Here is a 15420-nt window from a genome sequence, read left to right on the forward strand (position 1 = left end):
TAACTTATCTGAAAAGTTATTAGCCTTGAACGAAAACGGAGTATCAACGGGTGAATATTTTGACCGCGGATACATTCATGAAAATCATATTTTCCACAATGAAATTGCCTTATGGGTCATAAATCCTAAGACACAAGAGGTGTTGATGCAGCGGAGAAGCCCGCTTAAAAAACAAAATCCTAAACAAGCTCGGACTTTGTGCGGGGCCATGTGGTGGGAAGTGATACAATAGAAGAAACTTTGGTCACTGAAGCCAAAGAAGAGATAGGTCTGGAACTTTTGAAGAAAGAATTTACTATTCAATATGAAGAGCTTTCAGAGCTTTTATATATGAACTATAATGTGCTGCGCGAGCGTATGAAAAGCGGCTACAAGGAAATTGCGCCCAAGTGGGGCCCGCAGTATGAAGAGCTTTTTGCCAAATTTGATAAATTGTTTTTGAAGACAGAGTTTAAAACTTATGAATGACATATTTTAATTTGTCATTCTTTTTTATTTATCTATTGTAAGATTTTTTTTTTAGAGGCAGTTTTGTTAATTTTTAAAAGTGACAATGTTGGTTGCGCTTTTGTATAATGATAATTAAAATTTTGCGACATTTTGTGATGAATATTCGGACAGGCTGAGCAATAGAATGTATTAGGCAGATTTTGACTGATTTATTAGATTGGCCAGGTTTGCTCGGCAAGTTTTGAGAGGTGCTATGGAAAATCTGTTGACGGAAAACTTAAGCAGTGTTGTTAAAAACTTTTTGCCGCAAGATAAGCTCAATGAGCTACGGCTAAGAGTAAATTTACCGGTTGTGGCAGTCGTAGGGGGCAAGCCCTACTATTTGGGCCCCAAGGGCCTCAGCGGCAGTCAGACTGATGCTATAATTTGTGACAGCGACACGCTTCTTGAGATTGTAAAGCGGGCAAGTGAATATTCGCTTTATGCCGTCAACCATCAACTAAAGCAGGGGTTTATTACGGTTTTGGGTGGAATAAGGGTTGGAATATGCGGAGAGGTGGTGATTGAAAATCATCGGGTTAAGACCATAAAAAACTTTACGGGCCTAAATATTCGCATACCTCATCAGGTTAAGAACTGTTCACTTAATGTATTCGGGCTTCTGATGCAGGGAAAGTTTCTTAATACACTTGTGATTTCACCTCCTGGATGCGGAAAAACAACATTCATTAGAGACATTTTATGGCAGCTGAGCGAGCATAATTATTGCTATAATATTTTGCTGGTTGATGAGCGCTATGAAATTGCAAATTGCCTAAACGGCAAGCCTCAGCTGGATGTTGGCAAATTTACCGATGTCTATAGCGGATGCAACAAACTCTATGGTTTTGAAAATGGGGTAAGGAGCATGCGCCCCGACATTGTGGCAACAGACGAACTCGCGAACGAAGCGGATATAAACGCTCTGAGTTACGTTGCGTGTTGCGGTGTAGGAGTAATAAGCAGTGTACATGCAAATGGTATAGAAGACCTGAAAAATAAGCCCGCATTTGAAAAGCTACTTCAAAACAAGATTTTCAAACGGTTTGTGGTGCTGTCAAACAAAAAGGGGCCCGGCACCATTGAGGCTGTATATGATGAGAATCTGAGAGGGATAGCAGTTTGAAGATAATACTTTTGGCAGCGGTTTTTATTTGCACTACGATGATTGGGGTTGGAGTCTCAGCGTATTTTGGCAGGCGTGTCAGGTTCTATTCTAATATGATAAAGTTTTGTGAAATAATGCTGAGCGAAATAACTTTTTTGCATACCAAGCTGGGAAATTTAATTCAGACAAACATTGATAGGTTTAATAGCCCATTTAAAACCGTTTTAGAAGAATTCAAACAATATCTAGACCATAGCAAAACAATTGACGATTTCATAAAAACTTGTCAAACACAACTAGTTTTTTTACGTCCTGACGAACGAGCGGTGGTGAGCGATTTTTTCAAACACCTAGGTGAAATGGATGAAGAGGGTGAGAGCGGGAATATAAAAAATTATATCTCCGAGTTTAAACGAATAGCCGAAAACTGTGAAAAAGACAAGAGTAGGTTTGGAGGGCTATTTGTTAAACTTGGAATAGCGGCCGGAGCTGTGCTGGTGATAATATTATTATAAGTTTGCTATTATCGACCGACGGCGGGGGCACCCATGTTTGCATAATACTATGCAAACTTTTATGATATACACCATATCTTGGCACAGTATTATGCAAAAAACCACAATATGTATGGTATAGGGGGCATTATGGGATATGACATCATTTTTAAGATAGCGGCTGTAGGAATTTTGACGGCGGTTGTTGTGCAGGTCTTAAAGAACATAAATAAGGATGAAATTGCCACAGTTGTGTCGCTTGCGGGAGTTGTGGTTGTTTTACTTATGGTGGTGGGACTAATCAGCGAATTGTTTGAAACTGTTAAGAATTTATTTTTACTATACTGAGGTGGCCTATGCTTGACCTTTTCAAAATTCTGGGAGTGGGGATAGTTACTACTGTAGCTGTGCTCATCACAAGACAAATTAAAACCGAATATGCGGTGTTTGTAGGGCTTGCCGGCAGTATAATAATAGTGATATTAATCATAAATCAGCTCTCTTTTGTGGTGGGTTATTTTGGAGAGGTAATAAATCGTACGGGGCTTGACCCTACTTTATTTACAGCAATACTTAAAATTGTAGGAGTAGGATATATCACCGAATTTGTGGCCAACATTTGCTCCGACGCCGGAAGCAACAGCACAGGAGACAAGGTATTGCTCGCCGGTAAGGTTGTAATTTTATGCTTAGCTCTTCCTATAATAACGGCCCTGCTTGACATAGTGATAGGTATATTGCCATGAAGAAAAAAAATTTAAAACGCTTGTTTCTGGTGCTGATTATTTTAATCTTGTCACCGCTTGTTTTTAGCGGCGGACAAGCCATAGCTTATGCTGACGACGAAAATTCTGCCGAGGAAGAACTGCAACAAAATGTGGACAAGCAGCTGGATGGTTTTGACTTTGGTGGGCTTGACCAGATTTTGTCGCAGTTTGGAAATAGCGAGCAGGGAATTTTTGGCGGTGGGAGCTTTCTTGATAAAGTCAGAAAGCTTATTTCGGGAGAATTCGGTGCAAATTTCGGTGATTTTTTTTCCTATCTTTTTGCTCTTCTGTTTGATGACCTTCTGGGAGTTGTGCCGGTGCTTGCTACTATTGTTGCCATTGCCATTGTGTGTAGCTTTATCAGCCAGATAAATTCGCAGAAATCAAAATCAATCAGCAATGTAATTTACTTTGTGTGCTTTGGCGCCATTGTAGTGCTTACATTTTCGGTATGTCAGGAGCTTATAGGAATTACACAGCAGACCTTGTTTAGCATAAAAGCTCAGATGGAAATAGTCTTTCCAATTCTGCTTACGCTTATTGCTTCGATAGGCGGAGTGGTCACCGTTTCGGCATTTCAGCCGGCCATTGCGTTTTTGCTGGTAGCAATAATGGAGATTTTTACTGTAGTCATAATTCCGCTGTTTATTTTCACTCTTGCGTTTAATGTGGTGGGCAATCTATCGTCGAGCATAAAGCTTGAAAAGTTTGCAGGGTTTTGCAACAGCCTGTTTAAGTGGATTATCGGAATAGTCTTTACGATATTCATAGCCTTTATCACAATTCAGGGAATAACTGCATCGGCAGTGGACGGAGTGTCGATTAAAACAGCAAAGTTTGCGATAAAAAGCTATATACCTGTACTTGGGGGATATCTGTCGGACGGGCTTAATTTGATTATGGCAAGCAGTATTCTGATTAAAAATGCTGTAGGGGCTACAGGGTTGATACTGCTGATTGCCTCGGTTATTTCGCCGCTGGTCAAAATTCTGGTGTTTATGCTTGGCCTAAAGCTTGTTGCGGCAATAACCGAACCGCTTTGCGATGGCAGGATTTCAAACTTTTTAAGCGGGGTATCTAAGTGTTTGGTCATGCTTATTGTATGTATTATCGGGGTGAGCTTTATGTATCTGGTAACAGCGGGGCTTTTAATGTGTCTAGCCAACGTAGTTTAGTTTGGCACAAAATTTTAATAAAATCGGGCTGAAATGCTGTGTTAATTATGGCAGGAGGGCAGTGTGGGGGCGATTTCTATTTGGCTTTTGAGCATTGTCGGGGTGATTTTAATTACTGTTATGGTTGAAATTATTATCCCTGAGGGGCAAATGAATAAATATATCAAGGGCGTGCTTAGCATCATTACTGTTTTTGTTGTGGTTCTGCCGCTACCTTACTTGTCGGTTGACAAGCTGGACTTCGGTAGATTTTTCAACAGTTCGGTGGATGTTGACGACAGGTTTATTGAAAATCTGAATCGTCAGAAAATATTGGAGTATGAAAATATAATTGAGCGCACGCTTGCGCAAAATGGGTTTAATGGTGCGTCGGTTGAGGTTTTAGGAGACTTGACCAAGCCCAACATGAAGATAGATACGGTGAATGTCAATCTGGCTTTGCTTGTTCTGTCTGACCCGCAGCTGAATATAAATAGAAATGAAAAGATAGAGGCGATAATTCTTGCTGTGGTAGATATAAAAAAGGAGAATATAAATCTGTATGGATAGCGCAAAGCCTAAAAAGAACCTATTTTCGGGTAAATTGTTCAGTAAACTCAAAGCAGTTAAGCATATCGAAATTTATATTGCAATTCTTGCCTGCGCCGTTATTTTGCTTATTTATTTTTCCGGATTTGGGTCCAACCAAACTGCAGAGGATGTGGAGTATGTTTCTATAAATGCCTACGCTGCCGAAATGGAACAGAAGCTTCAGAGAACTCTCAGCGGGATTGCCGGAGCAGGAGATGTAAAAGTTATGATTACCTTTGAGTCGGGTCTGGAGCGGATTATTGCTTATTCAAGCGAGGAAAAGGAAACGACCACCACTAATTCAAATGGTACAACAACAACGGTGACTGTTGTTCAGACGCCCATAATTGTGGGTCAGGGGTCAAATTCGGGGCCTATACTTTTGGGTGAAAAGCTGCCTAAACCCTTGAGTGTGCTGGTTGTTGCCAGCGGGGCCTCTGACACAAAGGTGAAATTGAGTTTGCTGTTGGCAGTTGAAACGCTGCTTAAGGTGCCGGCAGGGAATATTCAGATATTGTGTTAAATTTGAATGTGCGGTTTTGTCCGGCGCACCGGCGCGCCGGAAGGTCGGCACCGCCGTAGGTGGTGGCTGGCCTTTAAAAAAGCCTGCAGGCTTTTTTGCGCAAAACCGCTCGTATTATATACACATGAAAATATAATTTTGTATCATTATAGATTGTCGTTTGGGGTTTATAAAATAGCCTGCTGCATTGCGGCACAAAAAAGCGCGGTTTTTGCAGTAGTTTGACGGATTGTTGCAATTTTTGCAGCTTTCATAAACATAGTCATACATTTGGATTTTGCTAAATAAATATATTGTAGGAGGATAAATAAATGTTATCTAAAAAGAAGAAGATTATAATTTTGTGCACCATGGTGGCGCTATTGGTGGTTACAGGATATTTAAATATTATGTTTAATAACCAAGCGATAAACACATCCACAGGCGGTGGTGACGAAACGCAGGCTGCAGGCTTTTTTATAACATACCGAGCTGACCGAACTCAGGCCAGAACCGAGGCTATTGCTTATTATGATGCTATTATTTCAAGTGCTTCAAGTTCGAGTGAGGCCAAGACTTTGGCTGAAACCAAGAAGGCTGAAATTGTGGCAACCATGACACTTGAGCTTAATATGGAAGGGCTTATTAAGGCCAAAGGTTTTGAGGATGTTATTGCAAGCTGCAGTGACAGCTATATAAATATTCTCGTCAAGAGTGCGGAGCTGACTGAGGTAGAAGTAGCTCAGATTGTTGAAGTTGTGCAGAGCCAAACACAAAAGGATATTGACTATATTAAAATAATTCCTGTTGAGACCTAAATTAACTTGTCAAAAGCGGGTGTAGTGTGTTATACTGACTCCGTCTAATGGAGAGTTTAAACTATGGCTTATAAGGGAAATTTTTATAACGGAAGTTCTGACGGCAAGGTAATGTATAACAAAAACATTATGCTTTCTATCATTAACCTTTCGGCAAAAGAAATAAGCGGCGTTTCATGCCTGTGTTCAAGGTTTGGCAGTCGTATAAAGAAACTGTTTTCTTCCAATTATTTTGAGGGTGTGAAAGTTAATTTTTCAAAAAATAACACCGTGGATGTTGATGTCTATATTAAAGTGTACTTTGGTTACAGTGTAAGTGACGTGGCATACCGTGTTCAGGAAAATATTAAAAACGGCATATCGTCTATGATGGACATAAAGATTGGTAGCATAAATGTGCATGTGCTTGGGGTGGATTTTTCAAAGGAGGAGCTGGTAAAAAGCGTATAACAGGTCTCTCAGCAGAGAGGCTTTTACGTTTTTTTATGTGAAGTGTCATGGGTCGAAGAAGTGAGCGTGAGGTTGCATTCAGATTAATATTTGAGAGGCTCTTTAATGAAGGGGCCGATTTTTTGACAGGTGTAAAACTTCTTGAAGAAGAGGACAACGCTAAGTATGACAGCGGATTTGCAAAGGAGGTTTTGGAAGGTGTAACCCAAAACCTTGGTGTTATAGAGCAGCAAATAAAAGATAACCTGGTTGGCTATAAATTTGAGAGGATATATAAAATAGATTTGAGTTTACTTATTCTTGCAATATACGAAATAAAATATCAGAACACCGACCCAAAGATTGTAATAAATGAAGTGGTGGAGCTTGGTAAAAAGTTTTCAACCGACAAAAGTCCGGCGTTTATCAATGGCATCCTTTCAAAGATAATTAACGGCTGATTTGGCACAGAAAATAAGCATTTTAGGAGTATAATTTGGCACTAAAAGAACTTAGCGTAAGTGAAATATCCAATATTATAACCCGTATATTTGATGCTGAGGAGATGCTTCATGATATTAAGATATACGGCGAAATTTCGGGCTTTCAGATTGTGAGGGGGCACGCTTATTTTTCGATTAAAGATGAAAATGCGCTGCTTAGCTGTGTTATGTTTGGTGTTGGGCATGCAGATATTAAAGACGGCGATCAGGTTCTTGTTACCGGCAGGCTCGGGTATTACGGCAAAAGCGGCAAGCTTCAGTTTTATGCCTCAGTTATTGTTCCTTATGGGCAGGGGATACTTTATCAAAAATTTTTGGCGCTTAAAGAAAGGCTTGAAAAAGAGGGGCTTTTTGATTCTTCTTCAAAAAAGCCAATTCCTAAGGTTGTTAAAAATATTGGTGTGGTTACAAGTGAGACCGGCGCAGTAATACAGGACATTATAAATATTGTGGGCCGCAGAAACCCCTGCGTGAATATATTCCTATATCCCGTGAGGGTGCAGGGTGTAGGGGCTGAAAACAGTATATGCGAGGGTGTGGAGTATTTTTCTCGGCATAAAAATGTGGATGTAATTGTAATAGCACGGGGCGGCGGCAGTTTTGAGGATTTAATGCCTTTTAACAGTGAAATTTTGGCGCGGACGATTTATGCTTCGGAGCTTCCGGTTGTATCGGCTGTAGGGCACGAAACGGACTTTACGATTTGTGATTTTGTCAGCAACCTGAGAGCTCCGACGCCTTCGGCCGCAGCTGAATTGCTTACGCAGGATCCGGGAGATGTTAAAAGCAGGTTAGCTCAAAATTTGACGAGGATGCTTAGTTTATATACTTATTTTTTGCAAAACAACACGGCATATCTGGACGATTTTATGCTTAAACTTGGCAGCGACGCACGGCATGTCATAGAACATAAAAAACAGCGGTTTGTGGATATAGTAAGACGACTGTTGCTGCTCTCGGGCAGTGCTGTGCAAAGGCACGAGGGAGCATTGGGGATTATAAATGAGAGGCTTTTGGGGCATAGTCCTGCAGCAATATTAGATAGGGGTTTTGTAAAGGTATTTAAGGATGGTAAGGCTGTTGTAGAGGCAGGGGCTGTAAATGTGGGGGATAAGCTCAGAATAAGCCTTAGGGACGGCGATATTGAAACGGTAACAGAAAAGATTGATAAAAAGGAGAACTGAAATGGCACAGATATTGAGTTTTGAAGAGAAGTGTAAAAGGCTTGAGCAGATTGTAAGCAAGCTTGAGGACCCAAACTTAAGTTTGAGTGAGGGCACAAAGATTTTTGAAGAAGGCGTAAAGCTGAGCAAAGAATGTTATGCCGAGCTTGAAGGCAGCAAAGGCAAGATTGTTGTTATAAAAAAAGAGCTGGATAAAATTGTAGACGACACAGATAATTAGTGTAAGCAAGCAGAAGTATTAAAAGATACTTATGGCACTTTGTTGGGCTGAGTATTGTTTGCCCATGTCTTATAAAGAAAAGAGGGAGAAAGATGGAATGTTTTAAGGGCGAGTTTTCGCTCTTTTTTGTTTTGGCCAAGGTCTATAAAAACTGCTTTTGACATAGTATATATAAATGGACGGTATAAAAAAGTTTCCTAAAAAAGCAAAACCTCGCAAGCGTGTGCATATACTGTTTGTAGGGCGGCGCAAATACAAATGGATAATCAAGATTACTATTCTCACGCTTTGTCTTGCGCTGTTTGCCGGGATTATTTCGGAGATGATTTTGTCGCGCACCAACATGGTTTTTGCGGTTATAATACTTCTGATATTTTTGTTTGTTAACATAGTTTTTGATATGATAGGCCTTGCTTTTGCAGCCTGTCCGCAGGATAAATTAATTGATCTTCGAAATCAAAATGTCAGCGGGAGCAGTGTGGCTCTGCGCTTGAGCGGGATTTCGGAAAAGGTCTCCTCGTTTTGCTCGGATGTGGTGGGAGATATTTGCGGAATTTTGAGTGGGGCCGCCGGCAGTGCTATTGCAATAAAAATTATTATCCGCTCAGACTCGCTTGAGGTTTTGCTGGCGGCGGGCATCAGTGCAACTGTGGCGGGGCTCACGGTTTTTGGCAAGGCGCTTTGCAAACGGCTGGCTATATATAAGTCATTAAGCGTAGTGCTTTTTGTTGGTAGATTTATTTCGATGTTTAAAAGAGAAAGGGGTAGGTAGAACACAACATATTGTGTTTACGTATACTTATGCATACAATATAGTATATTTATATACACTTCGCATAAATATAAAAAAATTGTTGAATATTTATGCAAAAACCTCTTGCATAAATATAAAAAATAGTGTATAATTATTTCACTTCCGATGAATAGATATACATGTATAGTTATGCAATCCCACTATTTTAGTGTGAGAGTTTAAACGACAAAGGAGAAAGGCTGATGGCACGAAGCGTTAGACAGAGTAAGATTCTGGATATAATTTCGGTAAACGAGATTGAGACACAGGAAGAACTTGTGGCGCATTTGAGGGCGGCGAATTTTGATATTACACAGGCAACCATAAGCCGTGACATTAAAGAGCTCGGGCTTATCAAAATTTTGTCGCAGGACAGCAACCGCTATAAATATGCTTTGGTAGACTCGGAGCAACAACAAGCTTCAAATAAGTTTTTGCTTTTGTTTAAAGAATCTGTCATTTCGGTTAAGACTGCGCAAAACCTAGTAGTAATCAAAACCTTGAAGGGCGTGGCGGATGCCATCATAAATATAATTGACAAGTTTAACATTGAAAACACTTTAGGCTCAGTTAGCGGCGACGATACGGTTATGATAATTTTTGAGACTAATGCCAGCGCCAAAGAAGCATGTGACAAGATACATAATATTTTAACTGAATAATAGGAGCGTTTGAGTGCGCTCTTTTTTTTGAATTGATAAGGGGCCGTTTTTAATTCCCTTGTCTTTTTTGATGAAATTTGATACAATGGCTATATGTTAAAGCACCTTAAGATAAAAAATATAGCGCTTATAAAAGACCTAACGATAGAGTTTAGCGGTGGGCTGAATGTTCTTACCGGTGAAACGGGAGCGGGAAAGAGTATTATAATAGACTCGCTTAATTTTGTTTTGGGGGATAAAGCAAACAAAAGCCTTATGCGAACGGGTGCCTACGGTATGAGTGCCGAGGCATTGTTTTGCGGTGTAACCGGCAAGGCTAAAGAAATTTTGAAGGAATATAATATACCCGATGATGACGATGTTTTGATTGTGCGCAGTTTCAGTGACACGTCACAGAGTATTAGGCTTAATGGTAATACCATAACTGCTGGCATGCTCAAAAACATAACTCCCTATTTGGTTGATATCCATGGTCAGCACGAGCACCAATCGCTGCTCAAACCAAGGTTTCATCTTGGAATTATTGACGGATTAAACAGCTCAAAGACTGATTTGCTCAGAGCGGAAGTTTCGGGGCAATATAAAAAACATAAAGATATTATTTCTCAGCTTGATGAGCTTGGCAGCAATAACCAGAATAGAGAACGCATGATAGACCTGCTTCAATATCAGATAAATGAAATTGAGAGGTTTTCACTTAAACAAAACGAAGACGAAACTCTGGCGGTTGAGCGTAGCAGAATGCTTAATAGCGGCAAGATATCGGCAAATCTTACGAATGCCTTAAATGAGATTGACGGCAATTTTTCGGTTGTGAGCAGCATTAAAAAGGCAATAAGTGCAATGAATTCTGTTGTTCAGTATGACGAGACGTTGCAGCCGCTGATAAACAGGCTTGATGGTGCAAGGTTGGAGTTGAGTGATATTGCGGGAGAGTTGAAAATTGTCACCGAAAGTGTGAATTTTGACGATGCGGCATTTGATAGAATTGACACCAGACTTGACGGCATTAAGGCGCTTAAAAAGAAGTATGGGGCTACTGTTGCTGAAGTTTTTAAGTTTTTAGAAAACGCCAAAGAGGAGTTGAACAAATATCAGAACAGCACGGCACTTATAGATAATCTGGAATATCAGAAGCAGCAGGTTTATAGCAGTCTTTATGATACGGCAAATAAATTATCGGATATCAGGCGTGGCATTGCTGAGGAGTTTTCGAGCAAAGTTATGAAAGAGCTTGGTGACCTTGGAATGAAAAACGCCAAGTTTGCTGTAATGTTTGACCCCAAACCTGACAAAAACACAGCAAATATAACTGCAAACGGATTTGATAATCCAATATTTATGTTCAGTGCTAATTTAGGTCAGCCTATGAAGCCGCTCAGTGAGATAATTTCAGGCGGGGAAATGAGCAGGTTTATGCTTGGTATAAAAAATATTATCGCTGATATTGATGATTTACAAACGCTTGTGTTTGACGAGATTGACACGGGTATCAGCGGTGCCATCGGATTTGTTATTGCTTGCAAAATGGCCAATATATCAAAAAAGCATCAGGTTATTTCGGTGTCGCACCTGCCGCAGATTGCTGCCATGGCAGACAATCATTTGTTTATTCAAAAGCAGGTTGAAGCCAACGAGACTATTACTAAAGTTTTTACATTGGATAAAAAGGGCTCACAGAGTGAGGTGGCAAGGCTTTCGGGAGGTGTTGACGGCAGCGGCGTTGCGCTTGAGCATGCCGATGAGCTGATGGGTAGGTGTGCTGCATATAAAAATTCAATCAAATAAAAACTCTTATTTTTGAAGTAATTTTTACATAAAACGGCTGCTGACCCCACACAATATATTATATGAAAGCGCGGTTATTTAAAAAACTTGGCATAGCTTTGGGTGCTGTTGCACTCGTTTTTTGTCTGCTTTATTTTGCCGTTTTACCGGCTTCGAGAGTGTTTGCGATGCCCGATAATATGATTATATATTCAAGCGATATAGGATATATCAATCAAAACAGGGTTTTTGGGCAGTTTGTGAACGTTGAGCTTAAAAAATCCAGCGTGCCGGTGGTAAAGGCTCCTGATGTGGGCGAAGTTGAGTTTAAGCTGTTTAATCTTATTCCCATAAAAACGCATAAGGTTGTTATAGGAGAAGATGAGGTTTTGGCGGGCGGAATGCCTGTGGGGTTGGTTATTTCGGCCGAAGGTGCGCTGATTGTGGGCAGCAGTGTGATTGAAACTGACGGTAATACTTTTGATATTACCAAGTCCGGCCTTAAGGTTGGAGATATAATCACGCATATTGAAGATGAAAAAGTGGAGAATACCGGCAGTATTTCTAAGTTTATCAACAAAAAGGAGAACGGGGGGCGCGAGCTTAAAATAACCGCTATGCGCAAAAATAAGGAATATGAATTTAGAGTAAAACCCGCTTATGATATAAAAAGCGACAGTTTTAAGCTGGGGGTTTGGGTGAGAGATGATGCTTCGGGGATAGGTACATTGACTTTTATTGATGATAAAAACCGTTTTGGTGCACTTGGCCATCCGATTTGCGATGGGGACACAGGAGTTATGATGGCTGTCAAAAGCGGGAATTTGTATGGATGCAATATTCTGGGCCTCAACAAGGGAGTAGCCGGTGACCCCGGCGAAATCAGGGGGTTGTTTTTGCAGGGCAAGAACAGTCAGGGACATATAGATAAAAACAGTGAATTTGGTGTTTTTGGTGAAATTTCACAGAATTCTTTACTTTTGGACCAAACGCTTAAACTGAAAGTGGGAGGGCGGCTGACGGTAAGCCCAGGAAAGGCCCAGATAAGAAGTGCTGTGGATGGTAACCTGAAGCTCTATGACATAGAAATTATCAAAACAAATTATCAGAATTATCAGAATGACCGAAGTATGGTCATTAGAATAATTGACCCTGAGCTTTTAGAAAAAACCGGAGGGATTATTCAAGGAATGAGCGGCAGTCCTATAATTCAGAACGGCAAGCTGGTGGGGGCAGTTACACATGTGTTTGTAAACGACCCAACAAAGGGGTTTGGTGTTTATATGGATTGGATGCTAGGGCAATAGATTTGTAGTGTTTTATACAAAATTGTAATATTATCGAGGTATTATTACAAAAGTGTCAAAAAATGATAGACTAAAATTTTTAAATATGCTATATTAAAAAAGTTAATAGTTTGATAAAGATTTTTTGGGCTGATCAGCGCTAATGTATATATGGCATTATTTTTTTGTCTGTTTTTTGAAAGTTGCTGAAATTCTTGAGTTAAAAAATCATCCTGAACGGATGTAAAACAGCACCATCCATAGCGGGTGGTGCAAAAGGAGTGGGCGATGACAAAAGGTAGGGCACCGGCGTTTTTATATTCCGGTGATAACGCGTGCTTGTGGCATAAATTGCAAAAAGAGTGTGAAAAAAACGAAATAAGTATATTTAAAGTAGCTGATTTAAGCGATTTTTTTATAAAACGCAAATCTTTAGGGCTGGTAATTTTATTTATAGACAAGTCTACAGTGAGCCCAAGTCCGGAGCTTATGGAGTTTATTCAAAAATGCAACGAGGGCTGGCAAAGCTCGATAGTAGTGTTTTTGGGGGATGCTGAAATAGAGCTTACAAAAAAATATTATAATATAATGAGTATTCCGATTGGAGCGATTGATGATATTTTTATGAGCAGCATGCTTAGCAAGCTTGAATCTGAGATGATGCGGCTGACAAATATGTGTTCTTGCAAGGTTTCTGCGTCAAGAATAGGCAAAGTACTTATGGATTTTGGATTTTCGCCTAAATACTTGGGTTCATCATATTTGGTAGAGGCAATAGAATATATAATTTTGAACGGTGGCATTGTAGGCAACCTTCAAACAAAATCATATTCGTATGTGGCGGCAAAATTTTTTACTACAACCATGAGCATTGAGCGCGATATCAGAATGGCAATAGCAAATGCTTATAAAAATGACTGCGACAAGTTTGGAGGGCGTAAGCCGTCTAATAAAGAGTTTATTGCGTTTGTTGTAAATAAGTTGAAATATGAATGAGGTAGAATGTATACATAATCGTTTAGTGATGATACCTACCTGTGAATAGAGGAAAGAAGAAGGAAAAGGATTATGTGCTGTCGGCCGTAAAAATATTTGTTGAGGATTTTTCCGGCCGCTTAAAGAGGCAGACGGCACTAAGCCCAAAGAGCAGGGTAGACATCAGTACATAATATATGTTATATCGCATAAATAGGCTACAGAATAATATAATCAGCCCGCTTAGCATATATTGCTTGAATTTTGCCCGTGCAAAACTGTATTCGAATATGTTTTTCGGTGTCATTTTTTTGCGTGATAGTGTAATTGTTTTTGGGGGATAGGTGTCATAAACCTTTAGCAGATTAAAATAAACACCTGATTTGTCAAGTATGGTTACGTTTATATTTTGAATATTCTTGCAAAGCATCAAAATGTCGGCAGGGGCAGACTGCGCACAGATTATTATTTTTTCGGCTCCAATGTTTTGCGCTGAAGAATATGCGTGTGACAGGTCATTTATTGTCAGTTTTTCAAGGTGCATAAAACTGAATAGCATAGTTTTATCTATTATAATATAATCCTTTTTTAGAGCTGCGCTATGTTTTTTTTGAAGCAGTTCACAAAAAAACTGCAGGCATTTTTGCTTATCCGTAAACATAAGGTCGGCGGAATATTGTTCAATTTCAGCTTTTTGGGCCTTGCTGACAGCCTGCCTGTCCTTATTTTTTTGAAGCAGAAATGAAATGAGGATATATGCTCCCAAAACAATAGTAGAACATAGTAGCAAAACTATATATATGTTTTCTATAAAAAACCGCAGCCACACAAATGATATGGCAAAGCCTATGATTATAAGCAAAATTCTATCCAAAATCAAAGATAATTTGAAATTTTTCATATAAAGATTATTGCCAAGTATGCAGTTTTTCAAAACAATATTAATATGTTTTGGCGTTTTTAAGGAAATTTGAAAGCTTAGCCTAAATTTATTTGACAAATCTTGGAGAATATTTGATTTTTTTTGGGGCTAAGGGTATAATGTATGAGAGGTGAAGTATGGAACTATCAAATAAGGTTATGATGGTATGCAAGGCGCTTGATGACAAAAAGGCCATGGATATAAGTATTATTAATATCAGCAAAAATTCATCAATTGCCGATGATTTTGTTTTGACTACAGCAAGCAGCATTACACACGCAAGAACGCTCAGTGATGTTGTGTGTGAAGTAGCAGACGTAATCGGTGAAAAAGTTTTTGGCATAGATGGTCACGGTCAGGCGAATTGGATTAGTCTTGACCTGGGGGATGTTATTGTGCATATATTTACAAAAGAGGTGAGAGATCATTATAGCCTTGAAAAAATGTGGGCAGACAGCAAAAATCACAAAAAGTTTACTGACATTAAAAAGGATATTGAAAAGAAGGATGCTAAAGCCGCCGAAAAGACGTCTGACGATAAAAAGAAAAAGGAAACTAAAAAAGAAGTAAAGCCGGCTGCTGACAAGAAAAAAACTAAAGAAGTTAAGGAAAACGCAAAAGCACCTAAAAAAACAGTGAAAGAAACGGTAAAAATCGAAAAAATAAGTAAAAAAGCTGTAAGTAAAGCAAAGCCTAAAGAAGATAAGAAAGAAACCAAAACAAAAATTGAAAAATCCGCCAAAAAGTGAGTGACGG

The 15420-nt window shown here is 39.5% G+C and carries 20 protein-coding genes; 19 read left to right on the forward strand and 1 reads right to left on the reverse strand.

Going from position 1 to position 15420, the window contains the following annotated elements; all coding sequences use genetic code 11:
- Positions 1-210: 210 nt before the first annotated feature.
- The 18 genes from LBN07_02240 to LBN07_02325 all read left to right on the forward strand — a co-directional run bounded on the left by LBN07_02240 (position 211) and on the right by LBN07_02325 (position 13763).
- Positions 211-468, forward strand: a complete 258-nt coding sequence (locus LBN07_02240; protein MDR0850285.1) for a hypothetical protein — start codon at positions 211-213, stop codon at positions 466-468.
- 235 nt (positions 469-703) lie between these two features.
- Positions 704-1615 carry a stage III sporulation protein AA gene (locus tag LBN07_02245; GenBank protein ID MDR0850286.1) on the forward strand — a complete coding sequence of 304 codons (912 nt, stop codon included), beginning with the start codon at positions 704-706 and terminating at the stop codon, positions 1613-1615.
- Entirely contained in the window at positions 1612-2112 is a 501-nt protein-coding gene (locus LBN07_02250; GenBank protein MDR0850287.1) for a stage III sporulation protein AB, read from the forward strand. The genes LBN07_02245 and LBN07_02250 overlap by 4 nt, the downstream gene beginning before the upstream one ends.
- A 129-nt stretch (positions 2113-2241) precedes the next feature.
- Positions 2242-2439 (forward strand): stage III sporulation protein AC, encoded by a 198-nt coding sequence (gene spoIIIAC, locus LBN07_02255; GenBank protein ID MDR0850288.1) that lies wholly within the window; start codon positions 2242-2244, stop codon positions 2437-2439.
- 8 nt (positions 2440-2447) lie between these two features.
- Positions 2448-2837 (forward strand): hypothetical protein, encoded by a 390-nt coding sequence (locus tag LBN07_02260; GenBank protein MDR0850289.1) that lies wholly within the window; start codon positions 2448-2450, stop codon positions 2835-2837.
- Positions 2834-4033 (forward strand): stage III sporulation protein AE, encoded by a 1200-nt coding sequence (locus LBN07_02265; GenBank protein MDR0850290.1) that lies wholly within the window; start codon positions 2834-2836, stop codon positions 4031-4033. The genes LBN07_02260 and LBN07_02265 overlap by 4 nt, the downstream gene beginning before the upstream one ends.
- Before the next feature lie 63 nt (positions 4034-4096).
- Complete coding sequence (locus tag LBN07_02270; protein MDR0850291.1) at positions 4097-4582, forward strand: stage III sporulation protein AF; 486 nt, start codon at positions 4097-4099, stop codon at positions 4580-4582.
- The gene (locus tag LBN07_02275; protein ID MDR0850292.1) at positions 4575-5126 is read left to right on the forward strand and encodes a hypothetical protein; all 552 of its coding nucleotides are present in this window, start codon (positions 4575-4577) and stop codon (positions 5124-5126) included. Before LBN07_02270 ends, LBN07_02275 begins: the two co-directional genes overlap by 8 nt.
- A 311-nt stretch (positions 5127-5437) precedes the next feature.
- On the forward strand, positions 5438-5923 hold the full coding sequence (locus tag LBN07_02280) for a SpoIIIAH-like family protein (protein ID MDR0850293.1): 486 nt from the start codon (positions 5438-5440) through the stop codon (positions 5921-5923).
- 63 nt (positions 5924-5986) lie between these two features.
- On the forward strand, positions 5987-6373 hold the full coding sequence (locus LBN07_02285) for an Asp23/Gls24 family envelope stress response protein (GenBank protein MDR0850294.1): 387 nt from the start codon (positions 5987-5989) through the stop codon (positions 6371-6373).
- Between the two features lie 47 nt (positions 6374-6420).
- Positions 6421-6813, forward strand: coding sequence for a transcription antitermination factor NusB (gene nusB / locus LBN07_02290; protein MDR0850295.1), 393 nt, complete (start codon positions 6421-6423; stop codon positions 6811-6813).
- Between the two features lie 35 nt (positions 6814-6848).
- On the forward strand, positions 6849-8039 hold the full coding sequence (gene xseA / locus LBN07_02295) for an exodeoxyribonuclease VII large subunit (GenBank protein ID MDR0850296.1): 1191 nt from the start codon (positions 6849-6851) through the stop codon (positions 8037-8039).
- A gap of 1 nt (position 8040) precedes the next feature.
- Positions 8041-8259, forward strand: a complete 219-nt coding sequence (gene xseB / locus LBN07_02300; protein MDR0850297.1) for an exodeoxyribonuclease VII small subunit — start codon at positions 8041-8043, stop codon at positions 8257-8259.
- Positions 8260-8434: 175 nt separating this feature from the next.
- Entirely contained in the window at positions 8435-9031 is a 597-nt protein-coding gene (locus tag LBN07_02305; protein MDR0850298.1) for a hypothetical protein, read from the forward strand.
- Between the two features lie 224 nt (positions 9032-9255).
- The gene (gene argR, locus LBN07_02310; GenBank protein MDR0850299.1) at positions 9256-9714 is read left to right on the forward strand and encodes an arginine repressor; all 459 of its coding nucleotides are present in this window, start codon (positions 9256-9258) and stop codon (positions 9712-9714) included.
- A gap of 93 nt (positions 9715-9807) precedes the next feature.
- Positions 9808-11502, forward strand: coding sequence for a DNA repair protein RecN (gene recN, locus LBN07_02315; GenBank protein ID MDR0850300.1), 1695 nt, complete (start codon positions 9808-9810; stop codon positions 11500-11502).
- 62 nt (positions 11503-11564) lie between these two features.
- Positions 11565-12788 carry a SpoIVB peptidase gene (gene spoIVB / locus LBN07_02320; protein ID MDR0850301.1) on the forward strand — a complete coding sequence of 408 codons (1224 nt, stop codon included), beginning with the start codon at positions 11565-11567 and terminating at the stop codon, positions 12786-12788.
- 267 nt (positions 12789-13055) lie between these two features.
- Entirely contained in the window at positions 13056-13763 is a 708-nt protein-coding gene (locus tag LBN07_02325; protein ID MDR0850302.1) for a sporulation initiation factor Spo0A C-terminal domain-containing protein, read from the forward strand.
- A gap of 70 nt (positions 13764-13833) precedes the next feature.
- On the opposite strand, the gene LBN07_02330 is transcribed toward LBN07_02325, so the two are convergent.
- The gene (locus LBN07_02330; protein MDR0850303.1) at positions 13834-14643 is read right to left on the reverse strand and encodes a hypothetical protein; all 810 of its coding nucleotides are present in this window, start codon (positions 14641-14643) and stop codon (positions 13834-13836) included.
- 158 nt (positions 14644-14801) lie between these two features.
- On the opposite strand from LBN07_02330, the gene rsfS reads away from it, so the two are divergent.
- Entirely contained in the window at positions 14802-15413 is a 612-nt protein-coding gene (gene rsfS / locus LBN07_02335) for a ribosome silencing factor (protein MDR0850304.1), read from the forward strand.
- The last annotated feature ends 7 nt before the right edge of the window (positions 15414-15420 follow it).

The sequence above is a fragment of the Christensenellaceae bacterium genome, from assembly GCA_031260975.1.
Classification (GTDB): domain Bacteria; phylum Bacillota; class Clostridia; order Christensenellales; family UBA1242; genus JAISKJ01.